The following is a 22,136-nucleotide window of genomic DNA, read 5'->3' as shown; positions in this document are numbered from 1 at the left end:
TAGCGACGTTGTTTTTGTAGTTAAATTTTTGTTAAAAAAGGAATAACGATAAGTTCATTTTTATCAATTTAGTCATGATTTTTTTACTTAAACACGATGTTTCCTGAAAGCTTTTAACAAAAATGGGGGGTAGGTTTTAGCAAGTTATCAATGGGTGAGCGACTGATCATAAAGTATTTAGTCAAATCAGTGACCGTTATTTTATTTATGATATAGATGCCCTATCGTTTGATTGTGATAGGGCGTTAATTGTGTTTTTTATGGATATTTATTACAGCCATTTCTCAAATTACTGTAAAGAATACGAGGAATTTCTACAAATTAACCAATATTCCATCTAAATCAAACAAAATACCTTTAGCTTTTATATCACAATTTACCAGCACTACCACAAATACGAATTTTATCTTCGATAATTTGTGCCATAGCTAATTTAGCTGGTTGCATATAATGTCTTGGATCATTTGCATCAGGGTGAGTTTTAAAATCTTGTTTTAATGCATCTGAAAAAGCAATTTTTAATTCAGTTGCCACATTTACTTTGCAAATACCCAATGAAATCGATTTTTTCACCATTGCATCAGGTATACCTGATGCGCCATGTAACACCAGTGGAATATCAACTTTATCTCGTATTTTGGCTAATCGTTCAAAGTCGAGTTTTGGCTCACCTTTATACATACCATGAGCTGAACCAATAACTACCGCAAGTGAATCTATTCCTGTGCGTTCGACATACTCTTTTGCCGCACTGGGATCTGTAAAAGCACTATCTTTGTTATCGACAATAAGATCGTCTTCTTGCCCACCAAGCCGCCCTAATTCGGCTTCAACGCTGGCGTTAAACTTGTGGCTAAATTCAACCGTTTTACGCACAATGTTAATATTTTCTTCAAATGGATGATGTGAAGCATCGATCATAATTGAACGAATACCCGCTTCAATTTTAGCTTGAATATCTTTGATATCTTCATGGTGATCAAGGTGTAGAGCAAAAGGAAAATGCTTGGTTTGTGCAGCTGTTTTACAAATATTAATTAAATACTCTGTACCAGCATAGCGATAAGTACTAGGTGTAGCTGCCAATATTACTGGTGATTGCATCTGTTTAGCGGTATCAATTACGACTTGAATTGTTTCAAGATTATGTATATTAAATGCCGGAACAGCATAATTTTCACGTTGTGCTTTTTTTAACATTTCTTGACTGGAAATAAGATACATAATAACTCCTTAATTAACATAAATTTTTAATTAATTTGGGTAATTCTAACTTGTTGATAATATTCATCATAATTACGCATATTGACAAAACCAGTTTGTGACTCCATCGCATTTAACATGCCCATTGTCATCGCCCGTTTAAGCATGACTTCTATCGGTTCGTTTTCATAAATACTAACGGCAAGTCCAGCTAAAGTGACATCGCCAGATCCCACTGGATTGACAACATTTATTTTGGGTATTGAAATCTGATAATATTGATGATAACAACGCACAAAAGCACCATTTTTACCTAAGGAAATAACGATAAAAGGAATATTATTAAACAGCGGATGATTCACGGCTTTTATTAACGATGTAGTATCATTAACATCAATATTTATTTTAATAATTTGTTGTAATTCATCTTTATTGGGCTTAATTAAGTAAGGTTTATGTTCAGATACCAATGTAGCTAATAATATTTTGCCTGATGAATCTAGCAAAACAGGAATAGCCTTTTTATTGGCGATTTGAATTAATGTGGCATAAAAATCAATCGGAAAACCTTGTGGCAGTGATCCTGAAATGGTTATTACTTTTGCTTGGTTAACCAATTTTTGATAGTGATCTAAAAAGCTAGTTACCTCTTTTTGATCTAATATCGGTCCGGATTCAAGAATTTCGGTTTGATTACCTTCATGCAAAACTGCAATACAATTTCTAGACTCATGTTTGGTAACATAGAAGCTGTAGTGAATATTATCATTATCTAATTGCTTTTGAATATATTCACCAGTTGTTCCCCCTACAATACCAGTAGCTAAAACATCAATACCTGAAAATTTAACACCTCGGGTAACATTTAGTCCTTTACCACCAGCTGTTTTTTTGACATTAGCAATACGATTAACATCATTAATATGGAGTTTATTAAGTGGATATGAAATATCCACTGAAGGGTTCATGGTAATTGTTAATATCATATTCTCACCTACGCATTCATTACGAAGTAATATCGTTGGGAGAAATAACAAACTTAAATAATCAAACTAGTTCAATATTGTTAATCAATTAAATAGTCAGTAATACACAATGTAGTCACTATTTAATTCGTACAAATTATTTTTGTTTAGTTTACAGATCGTTTAAGCTCTGTTTAAAAGATACACAACCACCAGTTAAAAAATTTAAACAGTTATAAAATCAATGCATTTGTCTTCAAATTGTTGCTTATAATCGCCATTGACATCATTATCAGTAATGATCGTATTAAGTTTATTAAGTGGTAATACGACATTAATGCCATTTCGTCCAAATTTTGATGAATCTAAAACAGCAATCACTTTACTTGCTGCATTAGCCATCATACTACTGATGGTGTAACCTTCGTTAAACGTTGTTATTCCTCTTATTGCATCGATTCCATCTGCACCAACGAACAAAATATCAGCAGAAATGCCATCTAACGATTGCTCGGCAATTTTTCCATGAAAAGAACGTGTTTTATGTCTTAGCGTACCACCACACATAAATAACATAATGTCACTGTTATCCGATAATATAAATGCAGAAGTAAGACTGTTAGTAATGACTGTGATATGTTTAAGTTTAACCAACTCTTCAGCTATCAACATCGTTGTACTACCACTATCTAAAATAATGGTATCACCTTCTTTGACATGTTTAACCGCTGCAATTGCAATACGTTTTTTAGCTTCTATAAAACGCTGATGGCGTTCTTCTAATTGCAATTCTTTAAATGACTTTAAATCACCTTTATTCATGATTTTGTTTGCACCACCATAAAATCGAGTAAGAACTCCTTGCTTTTCTAATAAACGAAGATCCGTTCTAATTGTCACTTCCGAAACATCATATTGCTGCGATAAGTCACTGACAAGAACCGTTCCTTTCGTATTAAGAAGTTCAACTATTTGTTGGCGTCTTTCACCTGCGTTCATAATATTTCCTTTTTCGAAAATTTTTCAGCAGTGTATAACAAACAAAATCAAAAGATAAGCACTCATTTTTGATGACGACTATAAATCAAATAATCACATGCAATTTAATAAAATTTTGCCGTTCATTGGATGACCATTCAAAGCGCTAACTTGCTGAACAAATTCATCAAAATTACCAACACCTGCAACCAGTTCATCAAGCTTTATTTTTCCATCTACAAAAAATTGGCTAACTAGTTGCCACTCTTTTCCTGGCCAAGGTGCTGAATAGTTCATCCAACTGCCTAAAATTTGAATTTCTTTTCGTAATATCAATCCAAATGTTTTTTCTGAAAGGGTTACATCATTATGTAATGTACCAACTAAACCAACTTTGGCTTTTGGACCTGCTATTTCAATAGCTAAGCTAACGGTTGCTGGTGTGCCAGCGGTTTCTAATACCACTTGAGCAAACCTATGAGATAATAATGCATCATTGATCGCAGATACTGTCATATTCTTAGCGTGATAAACTGCATCAGCACCTAATTTTTTGGCCAGATCCAATCGCGCTTCATTAATATCCAATACAGCAACAAACTTAGCCCCCATTGCCTTTGCGCATTGCATGGCAAGTAAGCCAATTGTGCCACCACCAACAATCACCACATTTTTGTTCTGACAACCATCTGCTAATAACAATGCATGCATCCCAACTGTTATTGGCTCAAAAAATGCGCCTTGTAGAGGACTAACATTTTTGGGTAATTTGAAAGCATTTTTCTTATTAATTACAATATATTGCGCCAATCCTCCTGTTATTCTTGAACCAACAAATGTATAATATTTACACAAAGAATAATAATGTTTTTGACACTCATCACATTTAAAACAGGGTAATAAAGGTACGCAAGAAATTAAATCACCAATATCAAACTCTGTAACATCACTTCCCATTTCGACAACGGTACCACTAAATTCATGACCAAGAGTGATTGGGTAAAAATGTGCTCCATGATGAAAAATGCGTGGAATATCAGAACCGCATAACCCACAATATGCCACCTTTACCAGAATTTGATCTGATGAAGTGATTTTGGGCATCTCAATATCTTCTACAGATAAAGTCCCCTCATCATTAACAACGACTGCTTTCATGTTATGTTCCTATGTTAATAATCAAATTAGGTTGCTGTTTTAACGTTCACCGGTTTGTCAGTGAACGTTACTGAACAAATTTAAAACTTACTCTTTTTCATTATCGATTCACACATTATCGGTATCGTCTAGCTGTTGCTTTTTCAACAATAGTTTAAATTTTTGCGCCCGTTTCCATGTCAAAAATAAGCAAAATAGATAAAAAATTCCGATACATGCAAAACCAATAGGCTGTTTCGAATTAACAAGCTGAACCAAAATATAGGTAATTGGTGAACCACCTTGATCCATTGCGCCAACTGAAATGTCATTACCGGCAGTAATAGTGCCTGCATTAACAGCAAGTTGAGTAGTTAACGGCACCATTTGAGTGGCGATCCATAAAGTAATAGCAATAATGATTGAGCCAGAAATAATAATTCTAAATAGATTACCTTGATGAATAGCTACCCCCATAGCGATAAAAAAGCCAATGGTTGCCAAATCACCAAACGGTAGGACTTCATTACCGGGAAGTACAATGGCAATGAAAATACTCAAAGGAATAAAAATCAAACTAGCAGAAACAACAGTTGAATGACCTAACAATAATGCTGGATCTAAACCAATAAGGAAGTCTTGCCCGCCAAATTTAGATTGCAAATGTTTTCGTGCTTGTTTAGATATTGGGGTTAAACCATCCATAATTGGTTTTATCACCCTTGGCATTAACAGCATTACGGCAGCGGTTTGAATTGCAAGTTGTAAGGTTTGTTTAACACCATAACCCGCTAATAGACCTAATAAAATTCCCATAAATAAACCAACAGTGACCGGTTCACCAAATGCACCAAATCTTTTTTGCATATCAACAGCATTAAAATTAATTTTATTAATGCCTGGTATTTTTTCGATAACAGTATCAACAAATACCGCTATCGGGCCACAATATGCCGAAGTACCATGTGGTACAGCAATACCATCAAGCTCAAAAAAATCTTTGGTATCTTTAGCAAACCAATCCCCTAATTTATAAGCAATAATCGCATGCACAATCACACCTGCAATACCAAGCCAGTAAGAGTCAGTTGCAATGTAAACTAACGCTCCACTAAATGTCATATGCCAAATGTTCCAAATATCAACATTAACAACTCGGGTTAATTTTAAAAGTAACATCGCAATATTAACGGTAATAGCTATAGGAATAGCAACTAGTGCAATTTGCGAAGCCCAAGTCATAGGGGCTGCACCAGGCCAACCAACATCAACAACATTTAAACTAATGTCAAATCTTTCTGCCATTGCTTGGGCTGCAGGTCCAACCGAACTAGTTAATAATCCCACGACTAAACCAATACCAACAAAGCCAATCCCAATATGAATACCTGCTTTTAATGCATCACCCACTTTCATTCTTAGTGAGAGAGAAAAGAGAATAATCACAATGGGTAACATCACTGATGGACCAAGATCCAAAATGTACTGCATAATTTCAGTAAACATATTTTTATCCTTTTAAAATAGATAATATTCTTGCTTTTAACTGCTCAATTCCAACGCCAGATACAAAAGGCATACCATGCACAATCGGAATATCACCAAAAGTTTGATCCATCTTTGCTGTAGTACAGATCAAGTCGACATCATCAATAAAGGTACTAATTTCATTAATCCGACACTGCACTAGATCAAGCTGAATATTATTTTCATTACATAACTCTTTTATCTCTTCAGCAGCTAAAGTTGATGTTGCAACTGCACCACCACATGCGACAATAATCTTTTTTTTCATAATGCCTCCTAAACAACTTATTGATTGAATATAATTTCATTAAAATGTTTGGCGATTTCATCTTGCGGACTATTCAATAAAAAATGATAAAATTCTTTATCTTGTAGATTTGTAAAAAGTGTTTTTAAAAGTGTGAGCTGATCTGCTGGTGAAGTAACAACCAATGAAATAATTAATGAAACATCAACAGTTCCATCATCATCTGCTCGTTGAAATAAAACAGGAGATTGCGTACGAAGAATAAAAATCGCTGGACTATTTGCATGCTCAGCTCCACAATGTGGAATAGCTACAGCATAACCATCAAGTAAAATACCCGTTGGAAATGAAGCTTCCCTATCAATCAAAGCTTTCAAATGGCTTTCTTTCACAATACCTTTTTGCTGTAATTGCCGGCTTAGATGAATTAGCAAATCTAACCTATTGTTAAAATTAACATTGTCATCAAAAACAAGTTGACATTCTCTCATATTTAATCTCCATTTTTTGTCTTTTTTATGTTACGATCCAACTTATAACTTTCGAAAACAAAAACAATACCGAAAGATTAATTACTTTCGAATTAAAAAACAAATAAGATTTTATTATTTTGTGATCGAAATCTATTTTTTAAATAAAGATTGCTTCTTAAATCGGTGTAAGAACACACTCCAACAGCAAATTATGATCAAGATCACAAAAATTACTTTTTTAAATTGCAATAAAAGATTAAAATGACAAAATGTTACCCGTAACAAACAAGATGGAATTAAGGAACAACAATGACTAAAAAAAGTAAACAAGTTTTTGTATTAATGGGTGTGTCGGGTTGTGGCAAATCAGCAGTAGCCAAACAAGTTGCTTATGATTTAGATGCCGCTTTTTTAGATGGTGATTTTTTACATCCTAAAGCAAATATCCTAAAAATGCGCAGTGGTACACCATTAAATGATGAAGATCGTATGCCTTGGCTCCATTTAATTAGTAATGCTGCTTTTGCCATGAGTAATGTCAATGATGTATCGATTATTATCTGCTCGGCATTAAAAAAATGCTATCGAGATATTATCCGTGGCGAAAATGAAAACGTTCATTTTATCTATCTAAAAGGCGATTACGATGTCATTGCTGAACGTTTAGCTAAACGTCAAGGTCACTACCAAAAAACTGGCATGCTTCAATCACAATTTGACACTCTTGAAGAACCAACTAGTGAGGAAAACGATGTCTACAGAATAGACATTGCACAACCATTGATCAACGTTGTCAATGATACAGAGCAAGTCATTCGTTCTATATGTCATTGTGAATAATACCAATAGAATAAAAAGAATAACAAAATAAATGTCGAGGTTAATGTGAATCCTACTGTTCAAGCTGTAACAAAACGTATTATTGAGCGTTCAAAAGCAACTCGTGAAGCTTATTTACAAAAAATAGAACAAGCAATGCTCAATAAAGTAACCCGAGCAAGCTTACCTTGCAGTAATTTAGCCCATGGTTTTGCGGCTTGTTGTATTGATGATAAAAATGACCTAAAAAATATTTTAAAAAGCAATATTGGTATCATCAATTCTTACAACGACATGCTTTCAGCTCACAAACCTTACGAATTTTACCCAGAACAAATCCGCAAAGTCCTGCACGAAGTCGGGGCTGTTGGACAAATGGCGGGTGGAGTACCTGCAATGTGTGATGGCGTTACCCAAGGTGAGCCGGGAATGGAGCTATCATTAATGAGCCGAGATATCATAGCTATGTCTGTGGCTGTTGGTCTTTCGCATAACATGTTTGACGGCGCACTATACCTTGGCATTTGTGACAAAATCGTACCGGGCTTATTTGTAGGTGCATTAACATTTGGACACTTACCGGCTATTTTTATACCAGCAGGACCAATGCCATCAGGATTATCAAATAAAGAAAAAGTACGTATTCGCCAACTTTATTCTGAAGGCAAGGCGTCTCGTGAAGATCTGCTAGAATCAGAATCTGCGTCATATCACACTAGCGGAACTTGTACTTTTTATGGCACCGCCAATAGTAATCAAATGGTCATTGAATTAATGGGATTACATTTACCTGGTGCAGCCTTTGTTCACCCAGAAACCGCATTGCGTTTTGAATTAACTAATGCGGCGGCCAAACAAATTACACGCCTAACAAAACAATCCGGTAATTACATGCCTGTGGGTAAAATGGTAGACGAAAAGGTCATCGTCAATGGCTTAGTTGCACTACTGGCAACAGGTGGATCAACCAATTTAACCATGCATATTGTAGCAATGGCAAAAGCCGCTGGAATTATTATTAATTGGGATGATATTTCAGATCTTTCAACCGTTGTACCACTACTTTGCCGAATCTATCCAAATGGTCCTGCTGATATAAACTATTTTCAAGCAGCAGGGGGAACATCTCTACTGGTTCGAGAATTACTCGCTGGTGGCTTATTACATGAAGATGTTGAAACCGTTGCAGGCCATGGTCTTAGCCGTTACACCAAAGAACCAATTTTAGAAAATGGCAAATTAGTTTACCGTGAAGGTCCAACCAAATCATTAGACGAAAACGTCATCGCCTCGATTAAAAAACCATTTAACTCACATGGTGGATTAAAAGTTATGTCAGGCAACCTAGGACGAGCAGTAATGAAAACATCGGCTATCGAACCTGAACATCAAATTATCGAAGCACCTGCCGTTGTTTTTAATAGCCAATATGATTTAGATGCTGACTATAAAGCAGGAAAATTAGATAAAGATTGTGTTGTCGTTGTACGCTATCAAGGACCGAAAGCAATTGGCATGCCTGAATTGCACAAACTAATAACCCCACTAGGCGTACTACAAGATAAAGGCTATAAAGTCGCATTATTAACTGATGGTCGATTATCAGGCGCTTCAGGCAAAGTTCCTGCTGCTATTCATGTCACACCAGAAGCTTATGACGGAGGCTTATTAAGTAAAGTCCAAGAAGGCGACATGATTCGTGTTAACGGTCAAACTGGCGAAATAACATTACTTGTTGATGAAGCAGAACTAGCTAAACGTGAACCTGAAAAATTTAACTTAGCTGACTCACATCATGGCTATGGCCGTGAACTTTTCACGGTTATTCGTGAAAATTTAACCTCAGCCGAAGAAGGTGCAGTAAGCTTTTAAGACAAAAAATCTGCCGCACATTGCGGCAGAAACCGACAAAATCAGTATCACAAAGTTAATGCCTAATATTAAAACAAGAAAATAAATAATAAAAAACTACAACCAAATAAATTGAAAATATTCCCTACTGTAACAAATCAAGGTATTATGTTAAAAATCTAATCGGCATCATAGAGCTACTTTCTGTGGAACAATTGTCATCTGAACATGATTTAATATCATCAATTACTCAATTTTTACCAAATTACTTTATTGAATACTATCCACTTATTACCGTTTGCTTATTGTTATTAATCGCAATTTTACTGTTTTCCTTCAGTAAATTAAGAATGGACATTATCGCCTTACTCACAATCACAGCAATCACCATCACAGGCGTACTAACCCCCACCGAAGCATTATCCGGATTTAGTGACCCCAACATCATATTAATTGCCTTGCTATTTGTTATTGGTGAAAGTCTAGTTAGAACAGGCATATCATACAAAATGAGCGAATATATATTAAAAATAGCTGGCAAAAACGACATACGCATCATCACCTGCATCATGCTCGGTGCTGCTTTACTGGGCTCAATAATGAGCTCAACTGGTGTCGTAGCTATCTTTATTCCAGTTGCCATTAGCATCGCAAATCACACGGGTATTCATGTCAAAAAACTCATGATGCCACTTTGTATTGCAGCCCTAATTAGCGGCATGATGACATTAGTCGCCACAGCCCCTAACCTTGTGGTTAATAGCGAATTAAATCGCTCATCATTAACTGAATTTAGCTTCTTTTCGATCACACCAATTGGCATTGGTGTCTTAGTTGTCGGCGTTATTTATTGCTTATTAACACGCAATTGGCTACTTACTGCGGAACAAATCACGCCAAACAACACACAACCACAAAGACGCAAAATTACCGATCTTATCCGCGATTACAAACTAATTGGTCGTGCCCACCGTGCTCAAATATTAACTGGCTCACCGTTTATTGGACGCACTATCGATGCTTTACACTTACGTAGTGAACACGGTGTCAATGTTATTGGTATTGAACGCTGGCGTAAATTCCACAAAGTATTAATTCCCGTTAATGGATCAACCGAATTTCGTGAAAATGACATATTACTATTGGACATGTCGCATTCTGAAGCCGATTACCGCACTTTCTTAACCACCAACAACCTAGAACCCAAAATATTGCGTGGTGAATATTTTTCAGAACAAGTAAAACAAGTCGGCATGGCTGAAGTAGCCCTACTCCCTGAATCAACACTCTGTGGCAAAACCCTCAACGAAATTGATTTTAGAGGCAAATACTTTCTAACCGTTATCGGAATTTGGCGTAACCACGCACCTGTTGAAACCAACAACTTATTCCAAGAACGCTTAGAAATGAGCGACACATTATTAGTCTGCGGTGACTGGGGATCGATTCAAAAATTACAAACACGCACCAACGATTTTGTCGTATTAGACTACCCAGCAGATATCGACGACATAGCCCCCGCAAGCACCCAAGCGCCAGCAGCATTAATCAACTTAGCAATCATGATAACTTTGATGGTAACAGGCATTGTGCCAAACGTTGTTGCGGCCTTAATTGCTTGTTTACTGATGGGAGCAACACGTTGCATTGATATGACCAATGCCTATAAATCAATACACTGGCCAACCTTAATATTAATTATTGGCATGATGCCATTTGCATTAGCGCTCAACAAAACGGGGGGGATTTCGCTCATATCAGCTTGGCTAGAAGTCCATTTACGCGCTTTTGGTCCATACATGGTGCTAACATTTATTTTCTTGCTCTGCTCAACTATCGGATTATTTATATCCAACACCGCAACCGCAATTTTAATTGCACCTATCGCCATTGATTTAGCATTAAAATTTGGTTATTCACCCCATCCTTTTGCCATGACAGTAGCGATTGCCACATCGGCATCATTTATCACGCCTGTATCATCGCCAATTAAAACTATGGTTGTAGCACCAGGTGGATATAGCTTTGGGGATTTTGTCAAAGTTGGCGTACCGTTAACGTTTTTAGTAATGGCGGTGGATATTGCTTTAGTACCGGTGTTTTTCCCGTTTTAAAGCCTAACGATGGTAATGATTGAAAATAATACTAATAGACAAACATATTTTATTAAATTGAGAAATAGGAGGATTAAAGAATGATGAATTTTCTACAAAATATTATGGGACTTGCAGTTTTTGCTGCATTCATTATCGGATTGATGACTTTCGTAGGTTTATTTATTCTATTGCTATGTTACGTAATTATAAAGCAAGTAAAATCAGATAAAAGAAGTGATAAAATAAGTGATGAAATATTGACACAACACTATAATATGTTAAAAAAACATAAAGATAATGTTTTTCTTGCATTTTTGTGCTACGGCATTCTTTATATGTATGGCATGAAATTAAATCAAAAAGTTTTTGAAGCTTATAAAGAATGTATGATTAGGCGTAATCTACCTTTATAAGGTTCACTTACCGATTTAAACTATGATGATGGCAATCTCGCTATTGTGATTAATTTTTCAACTATAGTTTGTTTCAGAAAACAAAACATCCCGACGCCAAACATCTCTGTTTGGCGTGCTAACCTCTCTCTGTTGTCGGCACATTCTGACGCCGGAATAAGGCAGATAACATAACCGATTGTTTTTTGTAAAGATTATTGTGTTTTTATAAGGCTGTTTTGTTAAAAAATGCCCATAAAAACTTCAATAAAATCAATGTGCTTACTGACCACTTTTTGGCAAAAAAATAGTCTTTTTTGGGGGTTAAAGATTCTTAATTAAGTTTCGGGTATAATTGAGGTTATTTTTCGATTATGAATATGGATACGAATACTTATGCCTAATGTCACTAAACCTTTAAATATCATTTTTGCTGGTACGCCCGATTTTGCCGCCACTCACTTAAAGGCACTTATTAGTTCGGAACATAATGTGGTCGCCGTTTTTACCCAACCCGATCGCCCTGCTGGTCGTGGTAATAAATTAACAGCAAGCCCTGTTAAGCAGCTCGCAATCGAGCACAATTTACCCGTTTATCAACCTGCCACGCTAAAAAAAGAAGAGAATCAAAAAATCATTGCCGATCTCAATGCCGATATTATGATTGTGGTTGCCTATGGACTGATTTTGCCACAAGCGGTATTGGATATGCCTAAACTGGGTTGTTTAAATGTGCACGGTTCGTTATTACCTCGTTGGCGTGGTGCTGCGCCAATTCAACGTGCTTGTTGGGCGGGCGATGAGCAAACAGGCATTACCATTATGCAGATGGATGCAGGGCTTGATACGGGCGATATGCTATATAAGCTGACCTGCCCAATTGAGCAGACCGATACTAGCGCATCGCTATACGAAAAACTGGCAAAATTAGGACCGCAAGCGTTGCTTGATACATTGGCCTTACTCACTGAACAAAAAATCCAACCCGAAAAGCAAGATCCATCACAAGCAACTTATGCCGAAAAATTATCAAAACAAGAAGCTAAACTCGATTGGAATTTGCCTGCAGAACAACTGGAGCGTTGCGTTCGGGCTTTTAATCCATGGCCAGTGAGTTATTTTGAGGTTAATGGTGAGCCGGTAAAAGTATGGCAAGCCGATGTGGTAAAAATGGCGTCAAAACAGCCTGCGGGTACAATTTTGCAAGCCGATAAAAATGGCATTTGTATTGCAACTAGCAACGGCGCATTGAATATGACACTTTTACAACCCGCAGGCAAAAAACCAATGTCGGCCCAAGATTTGTTAAACTCACGCAAGGCTTGGTTTACGGTTGGCGAAAAACTAAATACACGTTAATCGATTAATGTATAAAATTACAGGACGCTATATCCTGTAATTTTATCGTTTTTTAGCCAATAAGGTTGCAAACCTTAATTTGATTCGGTTTCCATGTATATCCGTTTTATGCAGTTGCCCAACCTCTTCGTTATATTTTAGTATTTCCCAATCTTGGTAATATTGGCGCAATTCGTTTTCTTTAAAAGTAAATGAAAACCCAACAGAGCAAGGGTAATCAGGCGTAGACATGGCGCTGACAATTAAATTATATCCCCCTGATTTGGTGATTTTTTGCATGTTATCAATAATAGCTGGAATTTTTTCGGGTTGTAAAAACATCATAACAACGGTCGAAAGAATAAAATCATATTCGCCCTGCAAATTTGCTTGATTGATATCATAAACCATTGCATTAATGTGCTTAAGGTTATCATCATTAATAATTTGTTGTAAGTTTCCAATACTGAGTTCTGATTTATCAACAGCGGTCACATCAAAGCCTTGTAACTGTAAATAGAGTGAATTACGACCTGAACCGCAACCTAAATCTAATGCCTTTCCTGCTTGGATAAGCTTTGTTGCGCTAAGTACCTCAGAGTGGGTTTTGGTCATTTGGTATTTTTTTTGAGTATAATCCTCAGGCAAACAATAAAAAGCTAACTGACACTGTAAGTCATCTGATATTTCGGCAATGCGGTGCCATTGCTGTGGCAATATAAATGGCGGTTGCTGCTGAGTATCAAAATAATGTTTAGAGATTACCTCGCCTTGTTCCGTTAACATTTCAAAATCAATACTTCCTTTTAAAATTTGTAATTTTGCCCATGTACCAATTTGGGTATTATGCTTTTGACGAAACAACGCAGGTAAGGTACCAGCATTCCAAATAGGTAATGTTTTGTAACAAACTAAATTATCCAAAATGATGTCTCCTATTCCTATAAGGATAATAGTTGACTATTATAGTAGGATATTGATGTGGTAAACAATCATTTCTTTTAAACAATGAAATAAAAACCTATCAACGAAAATAAATTATAGTGGCGAAGTTGGCTTGATCAACATATAATCGTCATCATCCTAGACTATATAGTGAAAATTAGAGGAATAATTTATGGGATTTTTAACAGGTAAACGTATACTCGTTACTGGTGTTGCAAGTAATCGTTCAATTGCTTACGGTATTGCACAAGCAATGCATCGTGAAGGCGCTGAACTCGCTTTTACTTATCAAAATGATAAATTAAAAACACGTGTTGAAGATTTTGCCGCTGATTTCGGTTCTAAAATCGTTTTACCTTGCGATGTTGCTCATGATGAAAGTATCAATGAACTTTTTACTGAACTTGCAAAAACATGGGATAAATTTGATGGTTTTGTTCATGCTATTGCTTTTGCACCTGGCGATCAATTAGATGGCGATTATGTTAATGCGGTTACCCGTGAAGGTTTTGCTATTGCCCATGATATCAGTGCTTATAGCTTTGTAGCTATGGCTAAAGCATGCCGTTCAATGCTGAACCCAAATTCAGCATTAGTGACTCTTTCTTATCTTGGTGCGGAACGTGCTATTCCTAACTATAATGTGATGGGTCTTGCTAAAGCGTCGTTAGAGGCCAATGTTCGCTATATGGCAAATGCTATGGGTCCTCAAGGCGTTCGTGTTAATGCGATTTCTGCAGGTCCAATTCGTACGCTTGCAGCATCTGGTATTAAAGATTTTAAAAAGATGCTATCTCACTGTGAATCAGTAACGCCAATCCGTCGTACTGTGACAATTGAAGATGTGGGTAATTCAGCAGCATTCTTATGTTCAAACCTTTCATCAGGTATTACTGGTGAAGTGATTCATGTCGATGGTGGATTTAGCATTGCGGCGATGAATGAGTTAGAACTTAAATAAGATTGATTCCTAACACTAAAAAAAGGCATCAATGGTTATCTTGATGCCTTTTTTAATGATAGTTAATAACAAATTATTATCTTCCTATGTTATGTTATTCTTTTGTTAGTTTTCAATTAAATAGAAAATTTAGAATACATAACTCCTTTTTTCCGCTAAAATCTAAAGTAATTTGCTCAATACAAGTCTGTTGGAGAAAAAATGAAAATAGCAAAAAATACCGTGGTTAGTTTGGCATACCAAGTACGCACTAAAGATGGCGTGTTAGTTGATGAAGCTACAGCTACTGCACCACTTAAATATTTACAAGGTGCAGGTAACTTATTACAAGATCTCGAAAATGCATTAGAAGGCCATCAAGTTGGCGATAAATTTGATGTCGAAATCATTAACGCTTATGGTGACTTTAATGATGCGCTTGTACAAAATGTTCCGCGTGATGTGTTTGTGGGTGTTGATGAACTAGAAGTCGGTATGCGCTTTTTTGCTGATACTGATCAAGGTTCTTTACCTGTTGAAATTACCGCTATTGATGGCGATACCGTAACTATCGATGGTAATCATATGTTAGCCGGCCAAGATTTACAATTTAATGTTGAAGTTTTAGCAATTCGTGAAGCAACAGAAGAAGAAATCGCACACGGTCATATTCATGGTGCTCACGGACACGATCATGGGCACGGCGGTTGCGGTTGTGGCGGTCATGATCATGAAGAAGACGATGAAGATCATGGTTGTTGTGGCGGCGGTCATGGTGGATGTGGTTGTCACTAGTTCTATCGCTAATCGATATTTAAAAGCGCTTTATAGCGCTTTTTCTTTTTTTGTAAAATTGTGTAAAACGGTTTGTTTTTTTGTGAAATAGCGCCGAATATTTTCTTTTTCGAGTTTATTCAATTAGTCATTCATTCATAATTTACTTTTAATCACTAAATAAAAGTACAATGCCTTTGCAATATCCCCAATTAATGCCGCGTGAAAAGTTATTAAAATTTGGTGTTGAAGCATTAAGTGACGCTGAACTCTTGGCACTATTTTTACGAACAGGTACACGTGATTTGCCTGTTTTGGAGTTGTCACAACGTTTATTAAATGATTTTGGTTCTTTGTATAATTTAATTAATGCAAGTCATCATGACTTTTGCCAAAAACATGGCTTAGGTACCGCTAAGTATACACAGTTAAAAGCTGTTGTTGAACTTTCATCTCGTTATTTGAAAGTAAAAATGACGCACGAAAATTCGCTTTCTTCACCATCAGTAACACATCATTATTTAGCTAGTCGTTTAGCCAATAAAGATCGTGAAATTTTTATGGTGATTTTTTTAGATAACCAACATCATGTTATTTCGTCGGAAGAGATGTTTATTGGCACCTATAATTGTGTAGAAGTCCACCCGCGTGAAGTTGCCAGACGCGCACTACAACATAATGCAGCCGCATTAATTTTAGCGCATAATCACCCTTCAGGCATAGCAGAACCGAGTCAAGCAGATCGCCATCTTACTCAAAAAATAGAAGAAGTTTGTGAATTGGTTGATATTCGAGTTATAGATCATATTGTTATCGGCAAAGGTGAATATGTCTCTTTTGCTGAGCGTGGATGGATTTCGTAGTGGTTTTTACTTACAATGTAGCTTAATTAACTAATCTATATATGAATCTATTTTATGAACCAACAATTAGAATTACTTGAGACCAAAGTGGCTTTTCAAGAAATCACCATTGAAGAGCTTAATCAAATGGTAACCAATTTACAAGCAGATGTAAGTAAGCTAAAAGAACAATTAGCGTTATTATCACAAAAACTACAAGCAACACAGCCATCAAATATTGCTAGCTTATCTGAAGAAACACCACCACCTCATTATTAATAGCAGTTGTATGGTGACAATCAGCATTGCCATTTAATGACTTTTTAATGATAGGCATTATCAAGATAATACAGAATTGATGATTGATACCCAATTTAAGTAAGTTATCAATTTGATATTAAAGCTAATAAAAATAAAGTAGACAATAAAAAACCGGCATAAAGCCGGTTTTGATGCACAATGATTTAAAACTATTCAGCTGCTGCTTCTGCTTCTACTGCAGGGCGATCAACTAATTCGATATAAGCCATTGGAGCATTATCTCCATCACGGAAACCACATTTTAAAATGCGTACATAACCGCCAGGACGGGTAGCAAAACGTGGACCTAAATCTGAAAATAATTTTTTAACTGTATCTTTATCACGGATACGAGCAAAAGCCAGACGGCGATTAGCTACGCTATCGCTTTTGGCTAGCGTAATTAACGGTTCAACAACACGACGCAACTCTTTTGCTTTAGGCAATGTAGTTTTGATGATTTCATGTTCAACAAGTGAACTAGTCATGTTACGAAACATTGCTTGACGATGGCTGCTATTTCGGTTCAGTTGACGACCACTTTTACGATGGCGCATAACTTTATCCTTCTTATATAAATTTTATCTTAGTCTTCAACAATACTTGCTGGTGGCCAGTTCTCAAGACGCATGCCTAAAGATAAACCACGAGATGCGAGCACGTCCTTAATTTCAGTAAGTGATTTCTTACCAAGATTAGGGGTTTTAAGTAACTCAACTTCAGTACGTTGTACTAAATCACCAATATAATGAACTGCTTCTGCTTTTAAGCAATTAGCAGACCGAACAGTTAATTCCAAATCATCTACTGGACGTAATAGAATTGGATCAAATTCCGGTTTATCTTCTTTCACTTCTGGTTGACGTACATCACGTAAATCAACGAAAGCTTCAAGTTGTTCAGCCAAAATAGTTGATGCACGACGAATAGACTCTTCAGGATCGATAGTACCATTGGTTTCCATATCGATAACAAGTTTATCTAAATCTGTACGTTGTTCCACACGAGCCGCATCAACAGAATATGCAATGCGTTCTACAGGACTATAACATGCATCAACTAACAGACGACCAATTGGTCGTTCTTCATCTTCTGACTTAACGCGAGCAGAAGCAGGGACATAACCACGTCCTCGTTGTACACGAATACGCATACTAATTGAAGCATTTGCATCAGTAAGATGACAAATTACTAAATCAGGATTAACAATCTCAACATCACCATCATGAGTGATATCAGACGCAGTCACTGCACCAATACCTGATTTGTTTAAAGTCAGCATAACATCATCTTTAGTATGTACACGCACTGCTAATTTTTTCAAATTAAGCAAAATATCAAGTACATCTTCTTGAACGCCTTCTTTAGTACTGTACTCATGCAGAACACCGTCAATTTCAACTTCGGTTACTGCATATCCCGGCATAGATGATAATAAAATGCGGCGTAGTGCATTACCTAAAGTATGACCAAAACCACGCTCAAGTGGCTCTAAAGTCACTTTGGCATGTGTTTGGCTGTATTGAACAACATCAACTAGGTGAGGTTTTAAAAACTCTGTTACAGAACCCTGCATTATGTCCTCTCTTAAGTGCTAAACTTTACTTAGAGTAAAGTTCGACGATCAAATGTTCGTTGATGTCAGCAGATAAATCTGAACGTTCTGGTAAGCGTTTAAATACGCCTTCCATTTTGCTAGCATCAACTTCTAACCATGTTGGTTTTTCACGTTGTTCAGCTAGCTCTAAAGCAGCTTTAATACGTGCTTGTTTTTTTGATTTTTCGCGAACACTGATCACATCTTCAGGTGAAACTTGATAAGATGCAATATTCACAACGCGACCATTAACAAGAACAGCTTTATGACTAACTAATTGACGAGCTTCAGCGCGAGTTGCACCAAATCCCATGCGATAAACAACATTATCTAAGCGACGCTCTAAAAGACCAAGTAGGTTTTCACCAGTGTTGCCTTTAATTCGCGCTGCGCTTTTGTAGTAATTACGGAATTGACGTTCTAAAATTCCATAAATACGTCTAACTTTTTGTTTTTCACGTAACTGAACACCATAATCTGATAAACGCGGTTTACGCGCACCATGCTGTCCAGGAGCTTGTTCTAATTTACATTTACTATCAACCGCTCGGACTCCAGATTTAAGGAATAAATCTGTACCTTCACGACGACTTAATTTGAGCTTTGGTCCCAAATATCTTGCCATTTTATTTCTCCAATAATCCTAAACATTCAATGTTTAATAAAAATTAAACACGACGTTTCTTTGGTGGACGACAACCGTTATGAGGAATCGGAGTAACATCAGTAATGTTAGTGATGCGATAACCCGCCGCATTTAATGCACGAATTGTTGACTCACGACCAGGACCAGGTCCTTTAACCATAACTTCCAGATTCTTAATTCCGTAATCTTTGACGGCTTCAGCACAACGTTCCGCTGCCACTTGAGCTGCAAAAGGTGTTGACTTACGAGAGCCACGGAAACCAGAACCACCAGCGGTTGCCCAACCTAACGCATTACCTTGACGATCGGTAATAGTTACAATTGTATTGTTGAATGATGCATGAATATGAGCTATACCATCAGAAACTTGCTTTTTTACACGTTTACGTGTACGAACAGGTGTCTTTGCCATTTAATTATACCTCAATTATTTCTTGATTGGCTTACGCGGTCCCTTACGGGTACGTGCGTTAGTCTTTGTGCGTTGACCACGGACTGGAAGTCCACGACGGTGACGCATGCCACGATAACAACCAAGGTCTAATAAACGCTTGATACTCATAGTTACTTCACGACGTAAATCACCTTCAACTGTGAATTTAGCGACTTGTTCACGTAACTTTTCAATCTGATCTTCAGATAGTTCTCTGATCTTAACATGTTCAGGAATACCAGCTTCAGCACAAATTGTCTTAGCGCGGGTACTTCCGATGCCATAAATTGCTTGTAAAGCAATCACAGCATGTTGTTGATCAGGAATGTTAATGCCTGCTATACGGGCCACTATGCACTCCTTTATTGTTAATGTTCAGTGAATTCACCATACTGAAAAGCCCGTTTTCAGGATACTCAAACAGTGAATCCACAAATAAATCTAGGCTGGCTATTCTAGCCAGCTTTACTATACTTTGGCAAGTAAAATATGCAAAAGCACAACTTTACAGTTAAATAAATTAACCTTGACGTTGCTTGTGTTTACCTTCAACGCAAATGACACGAACGATGCCATTACGTTTAATGATTTTACAATTTCTGCATAATTTCTTGACTGAAGCACGAACTTTCATTTTTTTCTCCGTAACTTCTGGCTAACTTATCGGCCGTAGCCTTTAAGGTTCGCTTTCTTTAACACTGACTCATAACGATTTGGCATCATTAAAGTCTGTACTTGTGCCATAAAATCCATGATTACAACAACAACGATTAATAAAGATGTCCCACCAAATTGAACGGGAACATTCATTGCGGTTGTCATAAACATTGGAACCAAACATACAAAAGTAATGTAGATTGCGCCAATTAGCGTTAAACGAGTCATTACTTTGTCAATGTACTTAGATGTTTGTTCACCTGGACGGATACCTGGAATAAATGCACCAGATTTTTTAAGCTGATCTGCTGTTTCTCTTGGATTGAAAACCAATGCCGTATAGAAGAAACAAAAGAAGATAATCGCCGCCGCAAAAAAGATAATGTATAACGGTTGATCATGAGAAAAATATTGCCCTATAAGGACAACAAAATATCGCCAACCTTCACCGTCTCCTTGGAACCAAGAAGCCATCATTGATGGTAACATAGCTATTGTTGAAGCAAATATTGCAGGAATAACCCCAGCCATATTGATCTTTAACGGTAAATGCGTACTTTGTGCAGCATACACACGGCGACCTTGTTGTCGTTGCGCATAGTTAACAACAATACGTCGTTGACCACGTTCAACAAACACAACAAAGTAAGTCACACCCACCACTAAAGCTGCGACCACTAATAATAAAATCGGATGCAATGAACCAGAACGAGCTTGTTCAATTGTTTCATATATAGCATGAGGAAGACCTGCCACAATACCAGCAAAGATAATGATTGAAATACCATTACCTACGCCTCTTTCTGTGATCTGTTCACCTAGCCACATAAGAAACATAGTACCAGTAACTAAGCTAACCGATGCAATAAAGTAGAAAGAAAATCCTGGATTAATAACAACATCACCATAACCAGGAATGTTTGGTAAACCAGTCGCAATACCAACAGCTTGCACAATTGCTAAAGCCAATGTGCCATAGCGCGTGTACTGACTAATCTTTTTACGACCAGATTCACCTTCTTTCTTTAATTCTGCTAATTTAGGGCTTATTGACGTTAATAACTGCACAATAATTGACGCAGAAATATAAGGCATTATTCCCAATGCAAAAATTGAAGCACGGCTCAAAGCACCACCAGAGAACATATTGAACATATCTACAATGCCATTTGATGATGCTTTTGCTAGCATGTCCGATAACGCTTTAGTATCAATACCAGGAACGGGAACATAAGAACCAAGACGAAAAACAATAAGCGCTAAAAGCACAAACATTAAGCGTCTTTTAAGCTCACCACTGCCGCCTCGTGTACTTTGAAAATCTAATCCTGGTTGCTTTGCCATCTTTCTACTTATTCCTCAATTTTTCCGCCAGCAGCTTCAATTGCAGCTTTAGCACCTTTAGTCACACGAATACCGCGAACAGTTACTGGTTTAGTTACTTCGCCAGATAACATGATTTTTGCATATTCAATTTGTGAGTTGATCACATTTGCAACTTTTAAGCTATTTAGGTCAACAATATCGCCTTCAACTTTCATTAAATCAGAAAGACGAACTTGAGCTGTAACTTGAGCTTTACGTGAGGTAAAACCAAATTTTGGCAAACGACGATATAAAGGCATTTGACCACCTTCAAAGCCGCGACGAACGCCACCACCTGAACGAGATTTTTGACCTTTGATACCACGAGTACCAGTTTTACCTAAACCAGAACCGATTCCTCGGCCTACACGTTTTGGTGCATGCTTTGAACCTTCAGCAGGAGATAAAGTATTTAAACGCATTACTATTACTCCTCTACTTTAACCATGTAATAAACTTGGTTTACCATACCGCGAATCGCAGGAGTATCCTCACGCTCAACAGTATGACCAATACGACGTAATCCAAGACCAACTAACGTCGCTTTATGCTTCGGTAGACGACCAATAGAACTACGAGTTTGTGTAATTTTAATTGTTTTTGCCATGGCT

General features: G+C 36.9%; 26 protein-coding genes. 9 read left to right on the top strand and 17 right to left on the bottom strand.

Features of this window, described 5'->3' with window-relative positions; translation table 11 throughout:
* Positions 1–369: 369 nt before the first annotated feature.
* The 7 genes from GQ594_RS09255 to gatA form a co-directional block, all read right to left on the bottom strand.
* The gene (locus GQ594_RS09255; RefSeq protein ID WP_160412389.1) at positions 370–1,224 is read right to left on the bottom strand and encodes a tagatose bisphosphate family class II aldolase; all 855 of its coding nucleotides are present in this window, start codon (positions 1,222–1,224) and stop codon (positions 370–372) included.
* Positions 1,225–1,250: 26 nt separating this feature from the next.
* Entirely contained in the window at positions 1,251–2,189 is a 939-nt protein-coding gene (locus GQ594_RS09250; RefSeq protein ID WP_160412388.1) for a hexose kinase, read from the bottom strand.
* 204 nt (positions 2,190–2,393) lie between these two features.
* Complete coding sequence (locus GQ594_RS09245) at positions 2,394–3,167, bottom strand: DeoR/GlpR family DNA-binding transcription regulator (protein ID WP_160412386.1); 774 nt, start codon at positions 3,165–3,167, stop codon at positions 2,394–2,396.
* Positions 3,168–3,260: 93 nt separating this feature from the next.
* On the bottom strand, positions 3,261–4,304 hold the full coding sequence (locus tag GQ594_RS09240; protein ID WP_160412384.1) for an alcohol dehydrogenase catalytic domain-containing protein: 1,044 nt from the start codon (positions 4,302–4,304) through the stop codon (positions 3,261–3,263).
* Positions 4,305–4,412: 108 nt separating this feature from the next.
* Positions 4,413–5,789 (bottom strand): PTS galactitol transporter subunit IIC, encoded by a 1,377-nt coding sequence (locus tag GQ594_RS09235; protein ID WP_160412382.1) that lies wholly within the window; start codon positions 5,787–5,789, stop codon positions 4,413–4,415.
* Positions 5,790–5,793: 4 nt separating this feature from the next.
* Positions 5,794–6,078, bottom strand: coding sequence for a PTS galactitol transporter subunit IIB (gatB, locus tag GQ594_RS09230; RefSeq protein WP_160412380.1), 285 nt, complete (start codon positions 6,076–6,078; stop codon positions 5,794–5,796).
* Positions 6,079–6,095: 17 nt separating this feature from the next.
* Positions 6,096–6,548, bottom strand: a complete 453-nt coding sequence (gatA, locus tag GQ594_RS09225) for a PTS galactitol transporter subunit IIA (RefSeq protein WP_160412379.1) — start codon at positions 6,546–6,548, stop codon at positions 6,096–6,098.
* A 291-nt stretch (positions 6,549–6,839) separates the two neighbouring features.
* On the opposite strand from gatA, the gene GQ594_RS09220 reads away from it, so the two are divergent.
* From GQ594_RS09220 to fmt, 5 genes are all read left to right on the top strand, one after another.
* Positions 6,840–7,370 carry a gluconokinase, GntK/IdnK-type gene (locus tag GQ594_RS09220; RefSeq protein WP_160412378.1) on the top strand — a complete coding sequence of 177 codons (531 nt, stop codon included), beginning with the start codon at positions 6,840–6,842 and terminating at the stop codon, positions 7,368–7,370.
* Between the two features lie 45 nt (positions 7,371–7,415).
* Positions 7,416–9,221, top strand: a complete 1,806-nt coding sequence (edd, locus tag GQ594_RS09215) for a phosphogluconate dehydratase (RefSeq protein WP_160412376.1) — start codon at positions 7,416–7,418, stop codon at positions 9,219–9,221.
* A 251-nt stretch (positions 9,222–9,472) separates the two neighbouring features.
* Positions 9,473–11,314 (top strand): SLC13 family permease, encoded by a 1,842-nt coding sequence (locus tag GQ594_RS09210; RefSeq protein ID WP_370516488.1) that lies wholly within the window; start codon positions 9,473–9,475, stop codon positions 11,312–11,314.
* A gap of 80 nt (positions 11,315–11,394) precedes the next feature.
* The gene (locus tag GQ594_RS09205; RefSeq protein WP_160412374.1) at positions 11,395–11,709 is read left to right on the top strand and encodes a hypothetical protein; all 315 of its coding nucleotides are present in this window, start codon (positions 11,395–11,397) and stop codon (positions 11,707–11,709) included.
* Between the two features lie 375 nt (positions 11,710–12,084).
* Entirely contained in the window at positions 12,085–13,047 is a 963-nt protein-coding gene (gene fmt / locus GQ594_RS09200) for a methionyl-tRNA formyltransferase (protein WP_160412373.1), read from the top strand.
* A gap of 42 nt (positions 13,048–13,089) precedes the next feature.
* Here the strand turns inward: fmt and tehB are convergent, their stop codons facing one another.
* Entirely contained in the window at positions 13,090–13,950 is an 861-nt protein-coding gene (gene tehB, locus GQ594_RS09195; protein WP_160412371.1) for an SAM-dependent methyltransferase TehB, read from the bottom strand.
* A 193-nt stretch (positions 13,951–14,143) separates the two neighbouring features.
* Here tehB and fabI point away from each other — a divergent pair, with 193 nt between their 5' ends.
* The 4 genes from fabI (at position 14,144) to GQ594_RS09175 (ending at position 16,806) form a co-directional block, all read left to right on the top strand.
* Complete coding sequence (gene fabI, locus GQ594_RS09190; RefSeq protein WP_160401452.1) at positions 14,144–14,932, top strand: enoyl-ACP reductase FabI; 789 nt, start codon at positions 14,144–14,146, stop codon at positions 14,930–14,932.
* Positions 14,933–15,133: 201 nt separating this feature from the next.
* The gene (gene slyD / locus GQ594_RS09185) at positions 15,134–15,706 is read left to right on the top strand and encodes a peptidylprolyl isomerase (RefSeq protein WP_160412369.1); all 573 of its coding nucleotides are present in this window, start codon (positions 15,134–15,136) and stop codon (positions 15,704–15,706) included.
* A 170-nt stretch (positions 15,707–15,876) separates the two neighbouring features.
* Positions 15,877–16,548 (top strand): RadC family protein, encoded by a 672-nt coding sequence (gene radC / locus GQ594_RS09180; RefSeq protein WP_202112544.1) that lies wholly within the window; start codon positions 15,877–15,879, stop codon positions 16,546–16,548.
* A 54-nt stretch (positions 16,549–16,602) separates the two neighbouring features.
* Positions 16,603–16,806 carry a SlyX family protein gene (locus GQ594_RS09175; RefSeq protein ID WP_160401454.1) on the top strand — a complete coding sequence of 68 codons (204 nt, stop codon included), beginning with the start codon at positions 16,603–16,605 and terminating at the stop codon, positions 16,804–16,806.
* Between the two features lie 191 nt (positions 16,807–16,997).
* On the opposite strand, the gene rplQ is transcribed toward GQ594_RS09175, so the two are convergent.
* The 9 genes from rplQ to rpmD form a co-directional block, all read right to left on the bottom strand.
* Entirely contained in the window at positions 16,998–17,384 is a 387-nt protein-coding gene (gene rplQ / locus GQ594_RS09170; protein WP_034884211.1) for a 50S ribosomal protein L17, read from the bottom strand.
* A 29-nt stretch (positions 17,385–17,413) separates the two neighbouring features.
* Positions 17,414–18,403 carry a DNA-directed RNA polymerase subunit alpha gene (locus GQ594_RS09165; protein ID WP_034911133.1) on the bottom strand — a complete coding sequence of 330 codons (990 nt, stop codon included), beginning with the start codon at positions 18,401–18,403 and terminating at the stop codon, positions 17,414–17,416.
* A 25-nt stretch (positions 18,404–18,428) separates the two neighbouring features.
* Positions 18,429–19,049, bottom strand: coding sequence for a 30S ribosomal protein S4 (gene rpsD / locus GQ594_RS09160; RefSeq protein WP_065567150.1), 621 nt, complete (start codon positions 19,047–19,049; stop codon positions 18,429–18,431).
* Between the two features lie 43 nt (positions 19,050–19,092).
* Positions 19,093–19,482 (bottom strand): 30S ribosomal protein S11, encoded by a 390-nt coding sequence (gene rpsK, locus GQ594_RS09155; protein ID WP_025314405.1) that lies wholly within the window; start codon positions 19,480–19,482, stop codon positions 19,093–19,095.
* A gap of 15 nt (positions 19,483–19,497) precedes the next feature.
* Complete coding sequence (rpsM, locus tag GQ594_RS09150; protein WP_065586686.1) at positions 19,498–19,854, bottom strand: 30S ribosomal protein S13; 357 nt, start codon at positions 19,852–19,854, stop codon at positions 19,498–19,500.
* Between the two features lie 169 nt (positions 19,855–20,023).
* Positions 20,024–20,137, bottom strand: coding sequence for a 50S ribosomal protein L36 (gene rpmJ / locus GQ594_RS09145; protein ID WP_025314403.1), 114 nt, complete (start codon positions 20,135–20,137; stop codon positions 20,024–20,026).
* A gap of 26 nt (positions 20,138–20,163) precedes the next feature.
* Positions 20,164–21,504, bottom strand: coding sequence for a preprotein translocase subunit SecY (secY, locus tag GQ594_RS09140; protein ID WP_160412368.1), 1,341 nt, complete (start codon positions 21,502–21,504; stop codon positions 20,164–20,166).
* 8 nt (positions 21,505–21,512) lie between these two features.
* On the bottom strand, positions 21,513–21,947 hold the full coding sequence (gene rplO / locus GQ594_RS09135) for a 50S ribosomal protein L15 (RefSeq protein WP_039127711.1): 435 nt from the start codon (positions 21,945–21,947) through the stop codon (positions 21,513–21,515).
* Between the two features lie 5 nt (positions 21,948–21,952).
* Complete coding sequence (rpmD, locus tag GQ594_RS09130; protein WP_025314400.1) at positions 21,953–22,132, bottom strand: 50S ribosomal protein L30; 180 nt, start codon at positions 22,130–22,132, stop codon at positions 21,953–21,955.
* Positions 22,133–22,136 lie beyond the last annotated feature (4 nt).

Source organism: Gilliamella sp. Pra-s52 (assembly GCF_009795805.1).
Classification (GTDB): Bacteria; Pseudomonadota; Gammaproteobacteria; order Enterobacterales; family Orbaceae; genus Gilliamella.
The sequence above is the reverse complement of the archived record's forward strand: the minus strand, read 5'-3'. Positions and strand labels throughout refer to the sequence as shown.

Bases quoted from the DNA above. Each gene is read 5' to 3' on its own strand.
- gatA (WP_160412379.1), bottom strand. From the start codon at position 6,548: ATGAGAGAATGTCAACTTGTTTTTGATGACAATGTTAATTTTAACAAT.
- secY (WP_160412368.1), bottom strand. From the start codon at position 21,504: ATGGCAAAGCAACCAGGATTAGATTTTCAAAGTACACGAGGCGGCAGT.
- GQ594_RS09175 (WP_160401454.1), top strand. From the start codon at position 16,603: ATGAACCAACAATTAGAATTACTTGAGACCAAAGTGGCTTTTCAAGAA.
- rpmJ (WP_025314403.1), bottom strand. From the start codon at position 20,137: ATGAAAGTTCGTGCTTCAGTCAAGAAATTATGCAGAAATTGTAAAATC.
- radC (WP_202112544.1), top strand. From the start codon at position 15,877: ATGCCTTTGCAATATCCCCAATTAATGCCGCGTGAAAAGTTATTAAAA.
- GQ594_RS09250 (WP_160412388.1), bottom strand. From the start codon at position 2,189: ATGATATTAACAATTACCATGAACCCTTCAGTGGATATTTCATATCCA.
- slyD (WP_160412369.1), top strand. From the start codon at position 15,134: ATGAAAATAGCAAAAAATACCGTGGTTAGTTTGGCATACCAAGTACGC.
- rpsD (WP_065567150.1), bottom strand. From the start codon at position 19,049: ATGGCAAGATATTTGGGACCAAAGCTCAAATTAAGTCGTCGTGAAGGT.
- fabI (WP_160401452.1), top strand. From the start codon at position 14,144: ATGGGATTTTTAACAGGTAAACGTATACTCGTTACTGGTGTTGCAAGT.
- rplQ (WP_034884211.1), bottom strand. From the start codon at position 17,384: ATGCGCCATCGTAAAAGTGGTCGTCAACTGAACCGAAATAGCAGCCAT.
- GQ594_RS09220 (WP_160412378.1), top strand. From the start codon at position 6,840: ATGACTAAAAAAAGTAAACAAGTTTTTGTATTAATGGGTGTGTCGGGT.
- fmt (WP_160412373.1), top strand. From the start codon at position 12,085: ATGCCTAATGTCACTAAACCTTTAAATATCATTTTTGCTGGTACGCCC.
- GQ594_RS09245 (WP_160412386.1), bottom strand. From the start codon at position 3,167: ATGAACGCAGGTGAAAGACGCCAACAAATAGTTGAACTTCTTAATACG.
- GQ594_RS09165 (WP_034911133.1), bottom strand. From the start codon at position 18,403: ATGCAGGGTTCTGTAACAGAGTTTTTAAAACCTCACCTAGTTGATGTT.
- gatB (WP_160412380.1), bottom strand. From the start codon at position 6,078: ATGAAAAAAAAGATTATTGTCGCATGTGGTGGTGCAGTTGCAACATCA.
- GQ594_RS09240 (WP_160412384.1), bottom strand. From the start codon at position 4,304: ATGAAAGCAGTCGTTGTTAATGATGAGGGGACTTTATCTGTAGAAGAT.
- rpsK (WP_025314405.1), bottom strand. From the start codon at position 19,482: ATGGCAAAGACACCTGTTCGTACACGTAAACGTGTAAAAAAGCAAGTT.
- GQ594_RS09235 (WP_160412382.1), bottom strand. From the start codon at position 5,789: ATGTTTACTGAAATTATGCAGTACATTTTGGATCTTGGTCCATCAGTG.
- rplO (WP_039127711.1), bottom strand. From the start codon at position 21,947: ATGCGTTTAAATACTTTATCTCCTGCTGAAGGTTCAAAGCATGCACCA.
- GQ594_RS09255 (WP_160412389.1), bottom strand. From the start codon at position 1,224: ATGTATCTTATTTCCAGTCAAGAAATGTTAAAAAAAGCACAACGTGAA.
- GQ594_RS09205 (WP_160412374.1), top strand. From the start codon at position 11,395: ATGATGAATTTTCTACAAAATATTATGGGACTTGCAGTTTTTGCTGCA.
- rpmD (WP_025314400.1), bottom strand. From the start codon at position 22,132: ATGGCAAAAACAATTAAAATTACACAAACTCGTAGTTCTATTGGTCGT.